15 protein-coding genes and 1 tRNA gene are annotated in these 15,609 nt (G+C 65.8%); 9 read left to right on the forward strand and 7 right to left on the reverse strand.

The features are described 5' to 3' along the window. Positions 1-54 precede the first annotated feature (54 nt). The 3 genes from IHE46_RS00410 to IHE46_RS00420 all read left to right on the forward strand — a co-directional run bounded on the left by IHE46_RS00410 (position 55) and on the right by IHE46_RS00420 (position 1,944). Positions 55-495 (forward strand): hotdog fold thioesterase, encoded by a 441-nt coding sequence (locus tag IHE46_RS00410; protein WP_192162436.1) that lies wholly within the window; start codon positions 55-57, stop codon positions 493-495. Beyond that, positions 492-1,436: a serine/threonine protein kinase gene (locus IHE46_RS00415; protein ID WP_192162446.1), complete on the forward strand. Its 945-nt coding sequence runs from the start codon at positions 492-494 to the stop codon at positions 1,434-1,436. Before IHE46_RS00410 ends, IHE46_RS00415 begins: the two co-directional genes overlap by 4 nt. A gap of 73 nt (positions 1,437-1,509) precedes the next feature. Beyond that, positions 1,510-1,944 carry a hypothetical protein gene (locus IHE46_RS00420; RefSeq protein ID WP_192162448.1) on the forward strand — a complete coding sequence of 145 codons (435 nt, stop codon included), beginning with the start codon at positions 1,510-1,512 and terminating at the stop codon, positions 1,942-1,944. Positions 1,945-1,950: 6 nt separating this feature from the next. On the opposite strand, the gene IHE46_RS00425 is transcribed toward IHE46_RS00420, so the two are convergent. The 5 genes from IHE46_RS00425 to IHE46_RS00445 all read right to left on the reverse strand — a co-directional run bounded on the left by IHE46_RS00425 (position 1,951) and on the right by IHE46_RS00445 (position 5,863). Beyond that, positions 1,951-3,228, reverse strand: a complete 1,278-nt coding sequence (locus IHE46_RS00425; protein WP_192163098.1) for a HAMP domain-containing sensor histidine kinase — start codon at positions 3,226-3,228, stop codon at positions 1,951-1,953. Further along, positions 3,228-3,914, reverse strand: a complete 687-nt coding sequence (locus tag IHE46_RS00430; protein WP_192162450.1) for a response regulator transcription factor — start codon at positions 3,912-3,914, stop codon at positions 3,228-3,230. Before IHE46_RS00430 ends, IHE46_RS00425 begins: the two co-directional genes overlap by 1 nt. Before the next feature lie 427 nt (positions 3,915-4,341). Continuing rightward, positions 4,342-5,259, reverse strand: coding sequence for a 30S ribosomal protein S6--L-glutamate ligase (gene rimK / locus IHE46_RS00435; RefSeq protein WP_192162452.1), 918 nt, complete (start codon positions 5,257-5,259; stop codon positions 4,342-4,344). Further along, complete coding sequence (locus IHE46_RS00440; RefSeq protein WP_192162454.1) at positions 5,256-5,723, reverse strand: RimK/LysX family protein; 468 nt, start codon at positions 5,721-5,723, stop codon at positions 5,256-5,258. Before IHE46_RS00440 ends, rimK begins: the two co-directional genes overlap by 4 nt. A gap of 66 nt (positions 5,724-5,789) precedes the next feature. Continuing rightward, positions 5,790-5,863 (reverse strand) — tRNA-Gly (locus IHE46_RS00445). A 250-nt stretch (positions 5,864-6,113) separates the two neighbouring features. Here IHE46_RS00445 and IHE46_RS00450 point away from each other — a divergent pair. From IHE46_RS00450 to IHE46_RS00475, 6 genes are all read left to right on the forward strand, one after another. Continuing rightward, complete coding sequence (locus IHE46_RS00450) at positions 6,114-8,231, forward strand: FecR family protein (protein WP_192162456.1); 2,118 nt, start codon at positions 6,114-6,116, stop codon at positions 8,229-8,231. A gap of 80 nt (positions 8,232-8,311) precedes the next feature. After that, on the forward strand, positions 8,312-8,512 hold the full coding sequence (thiS, locus tag IHE46_RS00455; protein WP_192162458.1) for a sulfur carrier protein ThiS: 201 nt from the start codon (positions 8,312-8,314) through the stop codon (positions 8,510-8,512). A gap of 53 nt (positions 8,513-8,565) precedes the next feature. Then, on the forward strand, positions 8,566-9,366 hold the full coding sequence (locus IHE46_RS00460) for a thiazole synthase (protein ID WP_192162460.1): 801 nt from the start codon (positions 8,566-8,568) through the stop codon (positions 9,364-9,366). Between the two features lie 4 nt (positions 9,367-9,370). Further along, positions 9,371-10,099 (forward strand): tRNA (guanosine(46)-N7)-methyltransferase TrmB, encoded by a 729-nt coding sequence (trmB, locus tag IHE46_RS00465; protein ID WP_192162462.1) that lies wholly within the window; start codon positions 9,371-9,373, stop codon positions 10,097-10,099. 272 nt (positions 10,100-10,371) lie between these two features. Beyond that, the gene (locus IHE46_RS00470; RefSeq protein WP_192162464.1) at positions 10,372-12,213 is read left to right on the forward strand and encodes an SLC13 family permease; all 1,842 of its coding nucleotides are present in this window, start codon (positions 10,372-10,374) and stop codon (positions 12,211-12,213) included. Positions 12,214-12,505: 292 nt separating this feature from the next. Beyond that, positions 12,506-13,657 carry an undecaprenyl/decaprenyl-phosphate alpha-N-acetylglucosaminyl 1-phosphate transferase gene (locus IHE46_RS00475; protein WP_192162466.1) on the forward strand — a complete coding sequence of 384 codons (1,152 nt, stop codon included), beginning with the start codon at positions 12,506-12,508 and terminating at the stop codon, positions 13,655-13,657. A 207-nt stretch (positions 13,658-13,864) separates the two neighbouring features. Here the strand turns inward: IHE46_RS00475 and IHE46_RS00480 are convergent, their stop codons facing one another. Both IHE46_RS00480 and IHE46_RS00485 read right to left on the reverse strand, forming a co-directional pair. Continuing rightward, complete coding sequence (locus IHE46_RS00480; RefSeq protein ID WP_192162468.1) at positions 13,865-15,049, reverse strand: glycosyltransferase family 4 protein; 1,185 nt, start codon at positions 15,047-15,049, stop codon at positions 13,865-13,867. Then, on the reverse strand, positions 15,049-15,606 hold the full coding sequence (locus IHE46_RS00485; RefSeq protein ID WP_225562694.1) for a WbuC family cupin fold metalloprotein: 558 nt from the start codon (positions 15,604-15,606) through the stop codon (positions 15,049-15,051). The genes IHE46_RS00480 and IHE46_RS00485 overlap by 1 nt, the downstream gene beginning before the upstream one ends. Positions 15,607-15,609 lie beyond the last annotated feature (3 nt).

Below are 15,609 nucleotides of genomic sequence, written 5' to 3' on the forward strand. Positions count from 1 at the left end.
GTCGCCGCGATGCTCCCCGGCCGACAATGCGTACCTGTTTCGCGAGGATTGACCATGGCCATCTGGCAGCAGGAAACCGATCTGGCACGCATCAACGCATGGAGCGCCAACACGCTGATGCAGGTGCTGGGCATACGCATCACCGGGATCGGCGAGGACTGGCTGAGCGGCACCATGCCGGTGGATGCCCGTACCCACCAGCCCTATGGCCTGCTGCACGGCGGCGCCTCGGTGGCACTGGCCGAGACGCTGGGCAGCACCGCCGCGATGCTCACGCTGGACCCCGCGCGGTTTCGCGCGGTGGGCCTGGAGATCAACGCCAACCACGTGCGCGGCGTGCGCGAAGGCACCGTCACCGGCACCGCGAAGGCATTGCATCTCGGCCGCAGCACGCAAGTGTGGGAAATCCGCATCGAGGACGAGCGCCAGAAACTGGTGTGCATGTCGCGCATCACCATGGCGGTGGTGCCGGCCGAGGCGGTGGCGTCGCGTTGAACGCCGCCCCTTACGCCAGCCTCACCCCCGACCTCGTGCTGGATGCCGTGGGCAGCTGCGGGCTGTGGCCGGACGGCCGCCTGCTCGCGCTCAACAGCTACGAGAACCGCGTGTGGCAGGTGGGCGTCGAAGATGCGCCGCCGGTGATCGCGAAGTTCTACCGGCCCGGCCGCTGGAGCGATGCGGCCATCCTCGAGGAACACGCCTTCGCGCAGGAGCTGGCCGCCGACGAGGTGCCGATGGTGGCGCCGCTGACGTTCGACGACCGCAGTCTGCTGCACCACGGCGGCTTCCGCTACGCGCTGGCGCCGCGGCACGGCGGCCGCGCGCCGGCGCTGGAATCGCGCGAACAGCTGGAGTGGCTGGGGCGCCTGCTCGCGCGACTGCATGCGGTAGGCGCACGGCAACCGTTCGCCCACCGCGGCACGCTGGATCGCAGCACGATGATCGCGCAGCCGATGCAGGCCGTGCTGGCTTCGTCGCTGCTGCCCGCGCATCTGCAAGGCGGCTATCGCAGCGCGGCGCAACGGCTGGATGATGCCGTCGCCGGGCGCCTCGATGTCGTCGGTCCCGTGCGCAGCTTGCGACTGCATGGCGACTGCCACCCCGGCAACATCCTGTGGACCGACACCGGTCCGCACTTCGTCGATCTCGACGACGCGCGCATGGGCCCGGCGGTGCAGGACCTGTGGATGCTCGCCAGCGACGATGCCGCGATGCATGCGCTGCTGGATGGCTATACCCAGCTACGCGACTTCGACCATGCGGAGCTTGCGCTGGTCCCCGCGCTGCGCGCGATGCGCCAGCTGCACTACGCCGGGTGGATCGCCCAGCGCTGGCACGACCCCGCTTTCCCCGCGGCGTTCCCGTTCGCGGCCGAGGCGCGCTGGTGGGACGAGCACATCGCCGACCTGCACGAGCTGGCCGACGCGCTGGAATGACCGGTGTCGCGAAAGACAGCGCGCGTTGCGCGTCGATCGCCTAAGCTTCCGTTTTTTGCAGCGAGGCAAATGCGTGCGCAACATCCTGTTCCGCCTGATCGGCATTCTTGAAGTAGCCGGCGGCTGCTACGGCATGATCCTGATGCTGTACCGCCTGCTCCCGTTCCGCGCCAGCGACAGCGTGCTCGCCCTGATCGGGTTGGCGCTGTATGCCTTTGTGCTGGTGGCGGGCGTGCTGTTGCTCGAGAACGACGAGCGCGGCGTGCGCTGGTCGGGCTGGGCGCAGTTGCTGCAATTGCCTTTGATCGCCACGCCGGTGTTCACGTACGCGCTGTACAGCGGGGGCTATGTCAACGTGTTCGCCACGCTGCATCTGCCGCCGCACCTGGAGCTGGCATCGCACTTCGCCAGTCAGGGTTTCATGCTGCGCGTCGGCGGCCCAGCCGCCTCGCATCTGGGCATCAACCTGCTCGCGCTGCTGTCCTGGCTGGCCCTGAAGTTGCGTTGATCCGGCTCAGCCGAACACGATCGTGGCGATGGCGCCGTTGGTGTCGGTGCGTGGGCGCATCGACACCTGCCAACCGTAGAGGTCGCACAACCGGCGCACGATGGCCAGGCCCAGGCCCGCGCCGCTGCCGCCCGCACCTTCGCCGCGCACGCCGCGCTGGAACAGGCGCTCGGCGTCCTCGGGCTTGATGCCGGGGCCGGTGTCGATCACCTCGATGCGGCCCGCGCCCACTTCCACGCGCACGGTGCCTTCCAGCGTGTACTTGATCGCGTTGCCGATCAGGTTGGTGAGCGCCACCGACAGCACCGAGGCCGGCGCGTTGACGCTGAGCGGCTCGCGCGCTGCCAGCTCGACCTCGATCGGCTTACCGCGTACCTGCGGGCGCTGGCTCTCGATCACGTCGGCTGCGACCTTGGCCACTTCGGTGGTCTCGCCGCGGGTGGGACCGCGCCGCTCGGCGCGCGACAGCAGCAGCAGCGCCTCGATCAGCTCGGTGGCCTGGCGTGAGGCGCGCTCGATGCGCTTCAAGCGCTCGGCGAGCTTGGGGGTGAGGTCGGGCGAACCCTGCAATAACTCCGTGGTGCTGGAGATCACTGCCAGCGGCGTGCGCAATTCATGGCTGACGTCGGAGTTGAACTCGCGATCGCGTTCCACCATCGCGGTGAGCCGGGCCGAGTAATCGTCCAGCGCCTGCGCCAGCTCGCCCACCTCGTCGTCGGCGAAATGCAGCGCCAGCGGCTCGGCCTTGCCGGCCTTGCGGAAATCGCGGATGCGCTGCGCGAGTTGGGTTACCGGTTTCAGCACCTTGCGCGATAGCCACAGGCCGATGGCGAGCGAGAGCAGGCTGAAAAGCACCACTACCGCGATCAGCGAGGTGATCAGCTGGCGCTTGCCCAGATCCTCGCGACTGATGTCGTAACGCGTGAAACCGATGATGTCGTCCTTGCGCTGCACAGCCAGCTTGTAGTGACGCATCTTGCCGCTGGCATCCATCTCGTAGATGTCGTGGACGCCGGCAGGAAGGTTCTGCCAGGCCAGCGGCATCTTGTAGAGCGTGCGGTTGCTCTTGACCCATCCCTCAATAAGTTCGGACTGGAAGGGCTCACCGGCGATGGCGTGATCCACCGCTTGATCCACATCGTTCTGCATGCTGGCGTTGATCAGCTGATCTTCCACCTTGGCACGCACATACAACGAAGCCACGGCAAACAACGCGCTGAGGCCGAAGCCGAACAGCGCGAAGGAAAGAATGAGCCGGAAGCGAAGTTTGCGCCTGGACTGCATCAAGCTTGGACTGCGTCAGGCTCGACCATGCGGTAGCCGATGCCATGCCGCGTGTGGATCAGCGGCTTGTCGAAAGGCTTGTCGATGGCCGCGCGCAGGCCATGGATGTGCACGCGCAGGGAGTCGGAATCGGGCAGCTCCTCGCCCCACACCTTCTGCTCCAGGTCCTGGCGCGTCACCACCGAGGGGCTGGCTTCCATCAACGCCTGCAGCAGCTTGAGGCCGATCGGGTTGAGCTGGATGGCCTTGCCCGCGCGGCTCACGGTGAGCGTGTCGAGGTTGTAGGTGAGGTCGGCCACCTTGAGCACGCGGCTCTGCGGACCCTTGCCGCGGCGCGCCAGCACTTCCAGCCGCGCGGAAAGCTCCTGCAGCGCGAAGGGCTTGGTCATGTAGTCGTCGGCGCCGGATTCGAAGCCGGTGAGCTTCTGCTCCAGCGCGTCGCGCGCGGTCAGCATCAGGATCGGCGTCTGCTTGTGCGCCTCGTGGCGCAGCTTCTTCGCCACTTCCAGGCCGTCCATGCCGGGCAGCGTGAGATCGAGCACGAGCACATCGAAATCGTGCACTACCGCCAGATGCAGGCCGGTCACGCCATCGCCGGCAAAATCCACCACGTGGCCGCGATCTTCCAGATAGTCGCCGATATTGGTCGCGATATCGCTGTTGTCTTCAATCACCAGTACGCGCATGCGTCACTCCGCGATGCCGCCGGCGGGGCCGGCCTGAGCCGCAAGCTTAACATTCGCACCGCACGAAACCCGCAGGAAACCCGCTGCGGCCTGAACGCTGGCGCCGCCGGACGGCAAACCGCCGGAAACGGGCCCCGCAAGGCAAGCACCCAAGGGAGATAGCCACAAAACGGCGGCGATCGTTTTGGCGGCTTTTCTTCGGAGTGCCGCCATGGATGGCCGCCTCTTGATCTTCGCGTTCACGGACGAACGCACGAATACGGCCCATAAAAAAACGGATGTGGCGTCTGACGCCACATCCGGATACAGGGCTCGTCCCGTTTACCGCATCCGTCGCTGCAGGCCTTGCGACACGCATCGGCAGCGACAGTGCAATCGTTTATAGAGGCGGGGGAGTTAGGCCTTGGTTAACTCGCATGCACGGCGTTCATTTCGCGTTTGCCTTGGCGCGACGCTTGATGCGCTTCGCTTCGCCGGCCTGCGCCTCGAGCAGCTCGATGATCGCGCCGGCCACATCCACGCCGGTGACCGCTTCGATGCCTTCCAGCCCCGGCGAGGCATTCACCTCCAGCACCAGCGGGCCGCGGTCCGAACGCAGCAGATCGACACCGGCAATGCCCAGCTCCAATGCCGCCGCCGCCTGCACGGCGACGCGCTTTTCCTCAGCGCTCAGCTTCACCGGCTCCGCGCTGCCGCCGCGATGCAGGTTGGCGCGGAAGTCGCCCGCGCTGGCTTCGCGCTGCATCGCCGCCACCACCTTGCCGCCGACCACGAAGCAGCGCAGGTCGCAACCCTTCGCCTCGGCGATGAACTCCTGCACCAGGAAATTCGCATACATGCCGCGGAAAGCCTCGATCACGCTCTGCGATGCACTGCGCTTCTCGGCCAGCACCACGCCGGTGCCCTGGCTGCCTTCGTTGAGTTTGATGACGTGGGGCGGATCGCCCAGCATCGCGAGCAGGTCCTCGGTATCGTCGGGGTTGTCGCCGAACACGGTGACCGGCATGGCGATGCCCTGCGCGGCGAGCATCTGCAGGCTGCGCAGCTTGTCGCGCGCGCGCAGCACGGCGTCGGAGGAATTGGGCGTGTACACGCCCATCGTCTCCAGCTGGCGCAGTACGGCGGTACCGTAGAACGTGGTCTGCGTGCCGATGCGCGGGATCGCCGCATCGAGGTCGCGCACGGGCTTGCCCTTGTAGCGCATCGCCACATCGCCGGGCGCGATGCGCATGTAGCAGCGCAGCGGGTCGAGCACGCGCACCACATGGCCGCGCGCGCGCGCCGCGTCCACCAGCCGTTGGGTCGAATACAGCCGCGTGTTGCGCGACAGGATGGCAATCTTCATGGATGGTCCGTGGCCGCCTGCGGCGGTCGTGGCTGGGTGTAGGCGCGGGCCGGGTCGACCGCGAAACGCCCGTGCAGTGCGCTGCGGCCGAGCAGCATGGGAAACAGCATGTGCCGCCGATCGGTCAGGTTGATGTCAGCCTCGAAACGCCGCCCCGCCAGCAGGATTTCGCTGCGGATGAACCATCGCTCGGTGCGGCGGCCGCCGGTGTCGGTGACCGTACGCCGATCCAGCGCGCGCGCCTCGCAGCACACGATGCCCGGCGCATGCCGCCCCGGGCGTACCGTGAAGCGCAGCCATATCGCGCCGTCGCGCAGGAAACTCTCCAGCGTTTCCACATGCAGCGCACTGCTGCGCGCGCCGGTATCGAGCTTGGCCTTGAGCTGGGCGATGCCGAGTTGGGGCAACGCCAACCGCTCGCGCCAGCCCAACACGCACGGACTCGAGGTGGCCGGATCCGTCATGGGTGTGGTCGCACTCGCTGGGGTGGCGATGGGAACTGGCCGACTCATACGTGTGATACGGGGAAGTGGAGCGGGTGAAGGGAATCGAACCCTCGTCAGTAGCTTGGGAAGCTACAGCTCTACCATTGAGCTACACCCGCGTGTCGGCCCGCGGATGGTAACCCGGGAGACAGCATGGTGGGAATCGCCGAACCGGAGCCCGGCGTGAACCGCTCCTCGCCCATCGATATCCACTCGCTGAACCGTCGACGCGCCGAGCGCGAAAACTAAGCCGACCCTAATCCCTGCCGTAGGCATAATCGGGTCGTCAAAGCGCGGCGAACAGCAGGCTTGCGACCAGGCACGGCGCACTCCGCCGCTTCGTACCACGCGGGAACCGGGAGACCCGAAATGCATACGCTTGTCCATCTGCCTGCCCCTTGGCGCCGCCGCTGGCAGCCGCTGTTGGCCGCGCTGCTCGTGTGTGCCGCGGCCACGCTGGCCCAGGCGCAATCCGTCGACGATGGCGGCGACAGCGGCGCCCCGCCGGATCGCGTGGCGCGCCTGTCCTACATCGCCGGCGATCTCGGCCTGCTGCCGGCCGGCAGCCAGGATTGGGGCAGCGCCGACCTCAACCGCCCGTTGACCACGGGCGACCGGCTCTCCACCGGCGACGGCGCGGTCGCCGAACTGGATCTGGGCAACAGCAGCCTGCGCATGGCCGGCGATACCGACTTCGGCATGCTCAACCTCAACGACAGCCTCGCGCAGATGGAGCTGACCCAGGGCACGCTGAACCTCAGCGTGCGCGACCTCGACCCCGGCCAGAGCTACGAGATCGACACGCCCACGCTGGCGCTGGTGGTGAACCAGCCCGGCACCTACCGCATCGACGTGGACAACGGCGGCACCGGCACGCGCGTCACCGTGTTCGACGGCCAGGCCGAGGTGTACGGCGAGAACAACGCACAGCACGACGTGTCCGCCGGGCGCAGCTACCAGGTCGATGATTCCTCGCTGACCGTGATAGCGGTCTCCGATATCGGCAGCGGCGACGCCTTCGACAACTGGTGCAGCGAACGCGACCAGCGCTACGCCCAGGCCGCGGACACGCGCTACGTATCCGCCGACGTGGTCGGCTACCAGGATCTCGACGAATACGGCAGTTGGCAGGACTCGCCCGACTACGGCACGGTCTGGTACCCCAGCCAGGTACCGGTGGGTTGGGCACCGTACCGCAACGGCCACTGGACCTGGATCGCCCCCTGGGGCTGGACCTGGGTGGACGACCTGCCGTGGGGCTTCGCGCCCTACCACTACGGACGCTGGGCCTGGATCCACGGTGCCTGGGGCTGGGTCCCGGGCCCCCGGCGCGAACGTCCGGTGTACGCGCCGGCGCTGGTGGGGTTCGTGGGCGGCGGCGGCTGGGGCGTATCCGCCGGACTCCGGGGCGGCGCCCCCGTGGGTTGGTTCCCGCTGGGGCCGGGCGAGGTCTACAACCCCTGGTACCGCTGCAATTTCGCCTGCTACCAGCGCGTCAACATCACCAACATCAACGTGCACAACACGATGTACCGCAACTCGGTCATCAACCGCATCAACAGCCAGTACAACCTCTATCGCGAAGGCCGCGCACCGCAGGGCGTCAACTATGCGAACCGCGCCGCGCCGCGCGGCTTCACCGCCGTGCCCGGCTCGGCCTTTGCCAGCGGGCAGCACGTGCAACGCGACCTGCTCCAGGTCGACTCGCACCAGCTTGCCGCCGCGCCCGTGACGTCCGCCGGCGTGACTTCGCTGCGCCCAGCGCCGCGGTCCATGACGCAACCGTTCAACCCGCGGATGCGTTCGCTGCCTACTGCGGATTTCCGCCGCAGCGTGGTGGCGCGCACGCCTCCGGCTGCGCAGACAAATTCCGCCCCATCGAACGAACGCGCACCGCAACGCCCGGGCACGACATTCGACAACGTGCACCTGTTGAACGCGCAAGCCGGTGCGGCACGTCCTGCTCCCGCCAATCTGCCGAACATGCACCGCGTGGAGGCCATGCCGCCGCGTGCCGATACCCTGCCCTCGGCTCGCTACGTCCGTCCGGAAACGACCATGCGCACGCTGCCCACGGTCGAACCGATCCGCCGCGCCTCGCCGGCCGACATGCAGCCGCGACCGGGCGTGAGCTTCATCTCCGGTCCGGAGCCGTCCCGTCCGCAGCCGTCCGATTACAGCGCGCGTCCCGCTGACACGCTTCCGCAAGCGCCGCAGTTCCAACGTGTCCCGCAATACGCACAGCCACGCAACCAGCCGGTGCAGGGGCAATCGCTGCGGCCGTCGTACTACCAACCGCAGCAGCGCCAAAGCTTCAATCCTTCCTACGAACCGATGCAGCGCGGAAACAGCCAGCCGTCCTGGCAGCCGCAGCAACGCTTCCAGCAGGCGCCCCATTCCGCGACGCCATCCCAGGCGCAACCACAACGGCACGCCGAGTCGTCAAACAGGGCGCCACCGCCCAGCAAGTACGAACAGCAGCACTGAACCTCGAAGGGCTGGGCCTGCATACCCCCCCCTGCACGCAGGGGAGGGAGCAAGGCGCCGCCAGCGGCTACAATGGCCGCATGCAGATCATGCTCAACGGCCAGCCGCGCGATTGCGCGCCCTCCACCACGATTGCCCAGCTCCTGGAGACCGCCGGTTACGGCGGCCGGCGCGTGGCGGTGGAGTTGAACCGCGAAATCGTGCCGCGCAGCCAGCACGCCAGCCACCTGCTCGCCGACGGCGACCAGGTCGAGATCGTCCACGCCATCGGCGGCGGCTGATCCCACCTCGCCATCCGATCCATCGCGGCGAGTGCCGCGGAAGAAGGCCCACCATGAACCTCAAGACCCTCGACGTTACCGACCCGCTGGTCATCGCCGGCACCAGCTACGCCTCGCGCCTGCTCACCGGCACCGGCAAATACCGGGATTTCGACGAGACGCGCGCCGCCTCGCAGGCCGCCGGCGCGGAGATCGTCACCGTGGCGATCCGCCGCGTGAACATCGGCCAGGACGCGAACGCGCCCAGCCTGCTCGACGCGCTGCCGCCTGACCAGTTCACCCTGCTGCCGAACACCGCCGGCTGCTACAACGCGGCGGATGCGGTGCGCACCTGCAAGTTGGCGCGCGAACTGCTGGACGGCCACAAGCTGGTGAAGCTGGAAGTGCTGGGCGATCAGAAAACCCTGTTTCCCGATGTGGTGGAAACGCTGAAAGCCGCCGAAATCCTCGTCGCCGACGGTTTCGACGTGATGGTCTACACCAGCGACGACCCGATCCTCGCGAAGAAGCTCGAGGAAATCGGCTGCGTGGCGGTGATGCCGCTGGCCGCGCCGATCGGCTCGGGCCTGGGCATCCAGAACCGCTACAACCTGCTGGAGATCGTGGAAAGCGCCAAGGTGCCGATCATCGTCGATGCCGGCGTGGGCACGGCGTCCGATGCCGCGGTGGCGATGGAGCTGGGCTGCGACGGCGTGCTGATGAACACGGCCATCGCCGGCGCCAGGGACCCGGTGCTGATGGCGCACGCGATGAAGCTGGCGATCCAGGCCGGCCGCGCTGCGTTCAAGGCCGGCCGCATCCCGCGCAAGCGCTATGCATCGGCTTCCAGCCCGATCGACGGCACCATCGGCTGATGCCATGAGCGACACGCACGACCACGGCGGCGAACACGAAGGCGCCGAACACCTGCAGGTCATGCGCCGCATCCGCAGCTTCGTGCTGCGCGAGGGCCGCATGACGCCGGCGCAGCAGCGCGCGTTCGACGAGCACTGGGCGCGCTTCGGCATCGATTACAGCGGCAGCGCGCAGGACTATGCCGCCCGCTTTGGGCGCACTGCGCCGCTGGTGATGGAAATCGGCTTCGGCAACGGCGAGGCCCTGGCATGGGCCAGCGAGCACGACCCTGCGCGCGACTATCTCGGCATCGAGGTGCACGGGCCCGGCGTGGGCCGGCTGATGAACACGCTGGCCGCGCGCGATGCGCGCAACGTACGCCTCTACAAGCACGACGCGGTGGAAGTACTGGAAAACGAGATCCCGCCGGGCACGCTGACCGAGGCCCGCATCTGGTTTCCCGACCCCTGGCACAAGAAGCGCCACAACAAGCGCCGTATCGTCCAGCCTGGTTTCGTCGCCCTGCTCGCCTCGCGCATGGCGCCCGACGGCCTCCTGCACCTGGCCACCGATTGGCAGCCCTACGCCGAGCACATGCTGGAAACGATGGAGGCCGCGCCCGGCTGGCGCAACGCCATCGCGCCCGGCCAGTACGCCGAGAAGCCGGCGTGGCGCATCGAGACCCACTTCGAGCGACGGGGCCTGAAACTGGGCCATGGCGTGTGGGACCTGCTCTACCGGCGCGCGCCATGACGTGAAAGCGGCGCCGCCTTCGGGCGGTGCTTCGTTTGCCCTTCATCTTTGCCGGGATAGCCTCGGAGCGAAGGGGGACGCTACGGAAACCCTTTTCCAAAGCAACCGTTACCCCACTTTCCGCCTGCCCCAGCCAGCGGCGACAGAGGCAACGGTTCACCAGCACTTGCACCTCGCCGCTTATACTTGCGCAACCCAATCAGGGACGAGCGCCGCAGCGTGAATTCGCCACTGCCACTCCACGATTCGACGCCCCGTCGGGGGGCGTACTGATGCCGCTCGCGCTCACCCCCGAAATGATCCTGGTGCTCGGGCTGGTGGGCTTCACCATGCTGATGCTGGTGCTGGAGTGGATCCGCGCCGACATGGTGGCTTTGCTGGTGGTGGTGGTAATCGGCCTCACCGGCGTGATTCCTTCGGAGAAGGTATTCAACGGCTTCGCCGGCAACGCCGTGATCGCGATCATCGCGATCATGATCATGGGCGAGGGTCTGGACCGCGCCGGCGTGCTCAACCTCACCGCGCACATGGTGATGAGGCTGGCCAAGGGCATGGAGTCCCGCCTCGGCCTGGTCATCAACCTGATGGCCAGCCTGTTCAGCGCGGTGATTCCCAGCCAGGCGCTGGCCGCACTGATGATCCCGGTATCCAGCCGCCTGTCTGCGCGCACCGGCGTGCCGCTGTCGAAGCTGCTGCTGCCGATGGCGTTCTGCATCCTCACCGCCACCAACACCACGCTGATCGCCAACTCGCCGCTGATCGTGCTGAACGACCTGATCGCCAGCGCGAACGCGAACCTGCTGCCCGGTGCGCACACGATTCCGAAGTTCGGCCTCTTCAGTGTGACTCCCGCTGGCCTTGCGCTGGCCGCGGTGGGCATCGGCTATTTCTACTTCTTCGGCCGCAAGCTACTGCCGGGTCACGAAGACGAACGCCTCAAGGTGACGCCCGGCCGTACCGAGAGCTACTTCGCCGACACCTACGGCATCGCCGGCGAGACGTCCGAACTCACCGTCACCGCCGAAAGCCCGCTGGTGGGCATGAGCATCGGCGAGGCCGAACAACTGCACGACGCGCCGCTGATCCTTGCCATCAAGACCGGCAACGAATCACGCATGGCCCCGCCGGCCGACCTCGTGATCTGGGTGGGCTCGGTGCTGGGCGTGCTGGGGCCGCGCGAGCAGCTCAACCAGTTCGCCAACAACCAGCTGTGCAAGCTGTCCACGCGGATGCGCCAGCTGGGCGAGCTGTTCAACCCCACGCGCGCGGGCATTTCCGAAGTGGTGATCCCGCCGGTGTCCCGCTTCATCAAGCACACCGTGGGCGACCTGCGCCTGCGCAAGCGCTTCGGCATCTCGGTGCTGGCGGTGAACCGCGGCGACCAGGTGCTGCGCGACGACGTGCGCGCGGTGACACTGCGCGCGGGCGATACCGTGGTGGTGCACAGCACCTGGCGCGACCTTTCGCTGGCAGCGGAAGACCGCGACCTCGTGGTGGTCACCGACATCCCGAAGGAAGAGCAGCGTCCCGGCAAGATCTGGCAGGCGGTGGGCTTCTTCGTGCTGGCCAAATGCCTGGCCCTGTTCACCAATCTCGACCTGTCGGTGGCGATGATGACCGGCGCCATCGGCATGCTGCTCTCCGGCGTGCTGAACATGGACGAGGCGTACAAGGCGATCAACTGGAAAACCATCTTCGTCACCGCCTGCCTGATCCCCCTGGGCTGGTCGATGGATGCCACCGGTACCGCCGCGTGGGTGGCACAGTACGTGCTGCACTACCTGGGGCACGCCTCGCCATGGGTGCTGCAGGCCACGCTGGCCATACTCACCCTGCTGTTCTCGCAGGTGATGTCCAACGTGGGCGCCACGGTGATGATGGTGCCCATCGCCATCTCGGTGGCGGTGGCCACCGGCGGCAACCCCTCGGCCTACGCGCTGATCGTGGCCGTGTCCTCGTCCAACACCTTCCTGCTCAGCTCCGGTCACCCCGCGCTGATGATGGTCACCGGCCCTGGCGGCTACAAAGGCAGGGATTTCCTGCGCGTGGGCGCGCCGCTGACGCTGGCCATGCTGGTGGTCACCCTGGTATCGATCAATCTGCTGTTCCGCTGAGGCCCCTCGGACGGGCATCGACGGGGCGCCTCGCCCGGTACGGCCTAAGCAGGAAGGCGCGCCTGCGGTGCCACCAGGACCTAGGCATTGGGGACTTGTTCAGTGAATGACCTGAATCCGTCACGAATTGGCGGTTGAATCGGAGAGCAAGGGGATTCACCCGCCCCCACCCTGAACAGCCAGCTACCAAAGTGGTGGCGAATGCACTGCCAATGTGACAATGTGAGAGTTCAGGGGGGCCAATCCGCGCCGGTAGGGGCCAGCGCGGACGGCTCATTAAGGAGTACGCACCATGTTGGACACCGGAATGCTTGCCGCCACACTGGCGGCAACTGCGACTTCGTTCGCAGCCATCCTTGTGTTGCGCAGGTTTGCGGAACCACTCGGCCTGCTGGACCACCCTGGCCATCGCAAGCTGCACGCAGGCAGCGTGCCACTGGTCGGGGGACTCGCCATTTTTACCGGTGTGCTGGTTGGCGCATTCATCGACCGCCATCAGCTCCCGCACTTCGCGCAAATCCTGCTCGCTACCTCGACGATCTTGGTCTTGGTGGGGGCACTCGACGACCGCGAGGATCTGAGTGTGCGCATGCGCCTCGTGGTGCAAACCGCAGCCATCCTCGTCATGATCGGCACCACCGGCGTCTACATCCACACCCTGGGGCGGGTGTTCGGCCATGATCTGGTCCTGGGGTGGCTAGGCATTCCACTCACCGTGGTCGCTGTAATCGGGCTGGTGAATGCCTTCAACATGATGGATGGCATCGATGGTCTCGCTGGCGGCCTCGCGCTGGTCTGTGCAGCGGCGATCCTGCATTTCACTAATGCTCCACCCGCCGGAGCTCAATTCCTTTTAGCCCTGCTGGTCGCAGCGATTCTGCCCTACTTGGCCGTCAATCTCGGCCTGCTGGGCCGCAAGATATTCATGGGTGACGCCGGCAGCATGCTGATCGGCTATCTGCTGTCATGGATACTGATACGCCTGAGCCAGCAATCTGGCTCTCACTTGTCCCCAGTAGACGTGCTGTGGTGTGTGGCGCTCCCCGTACTCGATACGCTAGCCGTGATGTTCCGCCGTTTGCGCGAACACAAATCGCCATTCATGCCCGATCGCGGACATATACATCACATCCTGATGGGTATGGGCTTGGGCCCGCGCGCTACGCTCATTGTCTTGCTTGCGTTGGCTACCACCATTGCTTTTGCTGGCAGCTTGGTCCGGCAGCTAAATTTGGGCGCCGGCTCCAACCTCATCGCGTTCATCACCCTTATGATCGGATACATCGCGCTGGCCAATCGCACTTGGGCGAGACAGCAAGCTCGCACAATGGGCAGGGTGCAGCCACAGAGCCGCGCAGCCGCGGCTGCTAACGATGCCGATATCACGCCAATGGGCGTGCTGGCGAACCGCAATACGCCCCAGGACGGGGCACAAGGTAGCTAATAGGCTGCTGAAATTAGCATAATGACGTCAATGTCGTGCACCGTCCGCAATACAGTCAGGTATTCTGGTCGCCGATGTAAGTACTCAACGGCCACCTGCTACAACAGGCAGAGGGGGGGTAAATGCCGTTGTGGATCGTCCAGCAGTGGCATGCCAAGCGCCCCGAGCTCTTCCACTGAAATCAAAGAGTCATCCGAGTCTTGACTCCTATGTGATCCCCGCAATGATGCGCTTCACGGCGGACGCAGACGAGTACCTGCTTTCCACCAGAGGTTTGCCCTTTTTGGCCATTTCGTTCCTCAACGCTGGCTGATCCAGGAGCTTTGTAGCCAGTGATTCCAATTGGTGCTCCGCTTCGCCGACGCAAACGCAACCAACGCCCTCGGTTTCAATGATTTGCTCCAGGTCATTCCCGGCATTGATTCGCGCGAGCACGGGTAAGCCCGCACGCAGGTAAGTCAGAAACTTGCCCGGTATGTTGTGCGTGGTATGCCGCGGGTCGAGCGCAATCAGGCCTACATGGCATTGCGCCAGCAAACCGGGTATCGACTTGGAGTCGACCTCATCCATGAACAATACGTGGCGCAGGTCATGCAGTTTTGCGTGCTCACGCAAACGTTCCACCTCACTGCCGCGCCCCACGAAAAGAAACCCTGCGTCATTACGACCGGCCAAATCCTCTGCCAGCTCCAGCAAGCAGTCCATTCCCTGCGCTGCCCCCATGTTTCCGGCATAGACAAAGATCATCCTTCCGGCAAGCAGTGTGGATTGCAACGAAATGTTGCATTCGCCATGCGTCGGCGCGGACAGCCAGTTCTCCAGCACTTCAATTCGCGCGCCACTGCCAGCAGTTGCTGCGACCATGGGCGCATTGCCGGGTGTTTGCACGCCGATCACGTCAGCCTGCCGGTATTGATAGCGCTCCACGTGTTTCAGTAGACGATAAGCCAGGCCGCGTCGCATGATGCCGGCATCCGCGGCCCAATCGGGGAACAGGTCGCGCAGGATCAAATACCCGCGGCAACCGCTGGCCCGCTTGACCCGCTTGGCAACCAGGCCAAGAAATATCGTGGGCGAGTACCACACCACGCCTTCCCAACGAGTTGCCGCAAGACCCGACTTGCGCAATCCCCTGAGCAGTGCGAACGGCAGCCACATCTCCGCAAATGCGCGACGCACCAGGCCCACGTCTTTGGTCTGCGGCGCGCGCACCCGCAACACGGTTGCGCCATCCATCTGTTCGATGGCAGCAGGTGTCGGTAATCCTGCAGCAGGTATCAGCACCGTAACCCGGTGTCCCTGCGCCACCATTTCCGTGACAAGGTCATGCAGTTGCACCGCGCCGGAAATGCGTGCGGGCGGATAGGTGTCGGCCACCAACAAAAGGCGCATCAATGTGGCGTCCGGCCGTTGCCCGCCTGTCCGGTCGAGAAATGCTTGCGCGCTGCGTCTCCAAGCATACGAGCGTACTCTTGTGCTTCCGGCGTACCATCCGCGGGTGCCCACAATGGAAATTCATGCGGTTCGTCCGGGTTGAATGGCCCCGCCTTCACCTCGAGCAATACCGAGCCGTGTGCCAGCGACAACACCGAATTCCAGCAGTCACCGCTGACTTCGACCGTGGCCCCCATCGACACGCCACCTCCGGCGCCAAACGGAACGACACGCTCAACATTCCCTTCATCGTCGAACAGCGCCACGGCAAACTGACCGCGCAACGCCACCAGCAGTTTGCTGCGCGGGTTGACTGAATGCTTGTATGGCCGCAGGTAGCTGCCTGGCTCGATGGCGTTCAACAAGCGCTGGCAAGGATCGGCATACGACGTGTGGATGTTGTGGTGCTGGCGCAGGCGCGGGGAGGCGACTGCGCGCCTTGTCAGCTCATCCAGCATTGCCGCATCGAATTCCGTGACACCCATGGTTTCCCGTCCCATCCAGTTCCAGAACAAATG

Origin of the sequence: Rhodanobacter sp. DHG33 (assembly GCF_014843005.1) — a bacterium.
In the GTDB taxonomy this organism is placed as follows: domain Bacteria; phylum Pseudomonadota; class Gammaproteobacteria; order Xanthomonadales; family Rhodanobacteraceae; genus Rhodanobacter_A.

Coding starts and splice junctions, on each gene's coding strand:
- IHE46_RS00410 (WP_192162436.1), top strand. CDS start 55: ATGGCCATCTGGCAGCAGGAAACCGATCTGGCACGCATCAACGCATGG.
- IHE46_RS00425 (WP_192163098.1), bottom strand. CDS start 3,228: ATGCAGTCCAGGCGCAAACTTCGCTTCCGGCTCATTCTTTCCTTCGCG.
- IHE46_RS00430 (WP_192162450.1), bottom strand. CDS start 3,914: ATGCGCGTACTGGTGATTGAAGACAACAGCGATATCGCGACCAATATC.
- rimK (WP_192162452.1), bottom strand. CDS start 5,259: ATGAAGATTGCCATCCTGTCGCGCAACACGCGGCTGTATTCGACCCAA.
- IHE46_RS00440 (WP_192162454.1), bottom strand. CDS start 5,723: ATGACGGATCCGGCCACCTCGAGTCCGTGCGTGTTGGGCTGGCGCGAG.
- IHE46_RS00450 (WP_192162456.1), top strand. CDS start 6,114: ATGCATACGCTTGTCCATCTGCCTGCCCCTTGGCGCCGCCGCTGGCAG.
- thiS (WP_192162458.1), top strand. CDS start 8,312: ATGCAGATCATGCTCAACGGCCAGCCGCGCGATTGCGCGCCCTCCACC.
- IHE46_RS00460 (WP_192162460.1), top strand. CDS start 8,566: ATGAACCTCAAGACCCTCGACGTTACCGACCCGCTGGTCATCGCCGGC.
- trmB (WP_192162462.1), top strand. CDS start 9,371: ATGAGCGACACGCACGACCACGGCGGCGAACACGAAGGCGCCGAACAC.
- IHE46_RS00470 (WP_192162464.1), top strand. CDS start 10,372: ATGCCGCTCGCGCTCACCCCCGAAATGATCCTGGTGCTCGGGCTGGTG.
- IHE46_RS00475 (WP_192162466.1), top strand. CDS start 12,506: ATGTTGGACACCGGAATGCTTGCCGCCACACTGGCGGCAACTGCGACT.
- IHE46_RS00480 (WP_192162468.1), bottom strand. CDS start 15,049: ATGCGCCTTTTGTTGGTGGCCGACACCTATCCGCCCGCACGCATTTCC.